Here is a 2,246-nt window from a genome sequence, read left to right as displayed (position 1 = left end):
AACTGGGCATGAGCGACGATTCGCTGGTTTACGAGGAGCCGGATGAGACCAATTACCTGTATCTCTCCAAATCGGCGTCGGAGGCGTATTTCGTTCTGACCAGCTCGCAAACGCTGTCGACGGAGGTTCGGACCCTGTCCGCTGATAAACCGAATGCCGATCCGACGCTGTTCCTTGCGCGCGAGGACGAGCACGAGTACCTCGTTGACGCCGGAGCGGATGGTTTTTATATCGTGACCAACGATGACGCCAAGAACTTCAAAGTCATGAAGGCGCCGTTCGACAACACATCAAAAGACGCCTGGACAACCGTCGTGCCGCATCGGGACGATGCGCTCGTTCAGGGTATGGAAGTGTTCAAGGATTACCTGGCCGTAACGATTCTGGAGAACGGACTGACGCAGATCGAGGTGCTCGATCACAGCGCGGGGGAAACCCGGCGCATCGCGTTCGATGAAGATGTCTACATCGCATACGCCGATGACAACTACGAGTTTGACACCGACGTACTGCGCTATACCTACGAGTCGTTAACCACGCCGGATTCTACCTACGACTACAACCTGGCCACCGAATCGCACACGCTTATTAAGGAGCAGGCCGTCGTCGGTGATTTTGACCGTAGCAATTACGTGACCGAGCGCCTCTTCGCGACGGCCCGCGATGGCACCCAGGTGCCCGTCTCGATCGTTTACCGCAAGGGCATGCAGAAAGATGGCAAGAATCCGCTGCTGCAATATGGCTACGGATCCTACGGATCCAGTTCATTCCCGTACTTCAGCTCCAGCCGTCTGAGCCTCCTGGATCGCGGTTTTGTGTTCGCCATTGCAAACATCCGCGGCGGATCGGAGCTGGGACGCGACTGGTATTACGACGGGCGGCAGCTCAACAAGAAGAATACGTTTACCGATTTTATCGACGTATCGAAGCACCTGATCGACGAGGGATACACGTCGCCTGAGCATTTGTACGCCTACGGCGGCAGCGCCGGCGGGCTATTAATGGGCGCGGTACTCAACATGGCGCCGGAGCTCTATAACGGCGTGCACGCGGCAGTACCGTTTGTCGACGTCGTCACGACAATGCTCGACGAGGATATTCCGCTGACCACCGGCGAATGGGACGAATGGGGCGACCCCCACGAGAAGGTCTTCTACGACTACATGCTGTCGTATTCACCCTACGACAATGTTCGCAAGACCGATTACCCGAACCTGCTGGTAACGACCGGGCTGCACGACTCCCAGGTGCAATACTGGGAGCCAGCTAAATGGGTGGCGAAGCTGCGTGACTACAAGACGGACGACAACATGCTCGTCTTGAAAACAGATATGTCAGCCGGCCACAGCGGTAAAACCGGCCGCTACCGTCGAATCGAAGATACGGCTCTTTATTATGCCTTCTTCATGGGGCTGGAAGGTATGCGCGAATAGGAGTCACCGCCGAGCACGGGTCTACGTTGAGATCGTGCTCGGCTGACTGCGCGTGCAGGCTTAATCCCAGACGAAGACAACCTTCCCGGCCTCGCCGGCGTCGGAGAGCTCGAAAGCCTCTTTCACCTGCGTCAGCGGGAACGTGTGGGTAACGATTTCCTCCGGTCTTATCTTCCAGCGCACCATGTGCTCGATCGTGTCTTCCATCTCGGAGATACCGGACATCCAGGACCCGTGGAGCGTGAGTTGCTTCTGAATGACGGTGAAACTCGGATTGAAATCCAGGTTGCCGTGTTCGCCCAGGAATACGACCCTGCCCCAGAGCCGGGCTGATTCCAGAGAGAGCATGCGGCCAGCCTGGGAGGCAGAGCACTCCAGAGACACTTCGACGCCGTGTCCGTTTGTGTACTCCTTTATTTGATCGAGGACGCCATCACCAGCAACGAGTCCCAGGTCACACCCGTGTTTTTCAGCGGTCGCCACTCTCTCCGGGCTGATGTCCACACCAATCACTTTCGCACCGCGCGCCTTGGAGATTATGGCCGCGGCAAGGCCGACAGGACCGAGGCCCACGACCAGAACAGTGTCATAGCCGGATACATTCGCCCGACGCACACCCTGGAATGACGTGCCAAAACCGCAGGAGATGATGGCGCCGTCGACAAAACTCAGTTCTTCCGGGAGACTGAGCAGCGTGTATTCCTCGGTGAGCATGAAATCAGCATAAGCGCCATCCCTGTGCCAGCCGTAAACGCTTCTCTGGTCACTGGTGCAGTTGACGATCCATCCCTTACGGCAGGCAAAACAGTGGCC

At 57.2% G+C, this 2,246-nt stretch carries 2 protein-coding genes; one reads left to right on the top strand and one right to left on the bottom strand.

Features of this window, described 5'->3' with window-relative positions; genetic code table 11:
* Positions 1-1,433 (top strand): S9 family peptidase (locus tag HKN37_00550; GenBank protein NNE45128.1); only part of this gene is annotated, 1,433 nt, incomplete at its 5' end.
* A 60-nt stretch (positions 1,434-1,493) separates the two neighbouring features.
* Here the strand turns inward: HKN37_00550 and HKN37_00545 are convergent.
* Positions 1,494-2,147, bottom strand: coding sequence for a zinc-binding dehydrogenase (locus tag HKN37_00545; GenBank protein ID NNE45127.1), 654 nt, complete (start codon positions 2,145-2,147; stop codon positions 1,494-1,496).
* Positions 2,148-2,246 lie beyond the last annotated feature (99 nt).

This window comes from Rhodothermales bacterium, from assembly GCA_013002345.1.
Taxonomy (GTDB): domain Bacteria; phylum Bacteroidota; class Rhodothermia; order Rhodothermales; family JABDKH01; genus JABDKH01.
Note: the sequence above shows the minus strand (reverse complement) of the source record. Positions and strands in the feature narration are given on the sequence as shown.

What these genes read in the sequence shown, in the direction of transcription:
- HKN37_00545 (NNE45127.1), bottom strand. Translation starts at nt 2,147, where the DNA reads ATGCTCACCGAGGAATACACGCTGCTCAGTCTCCCGGAAGAACTGAGT.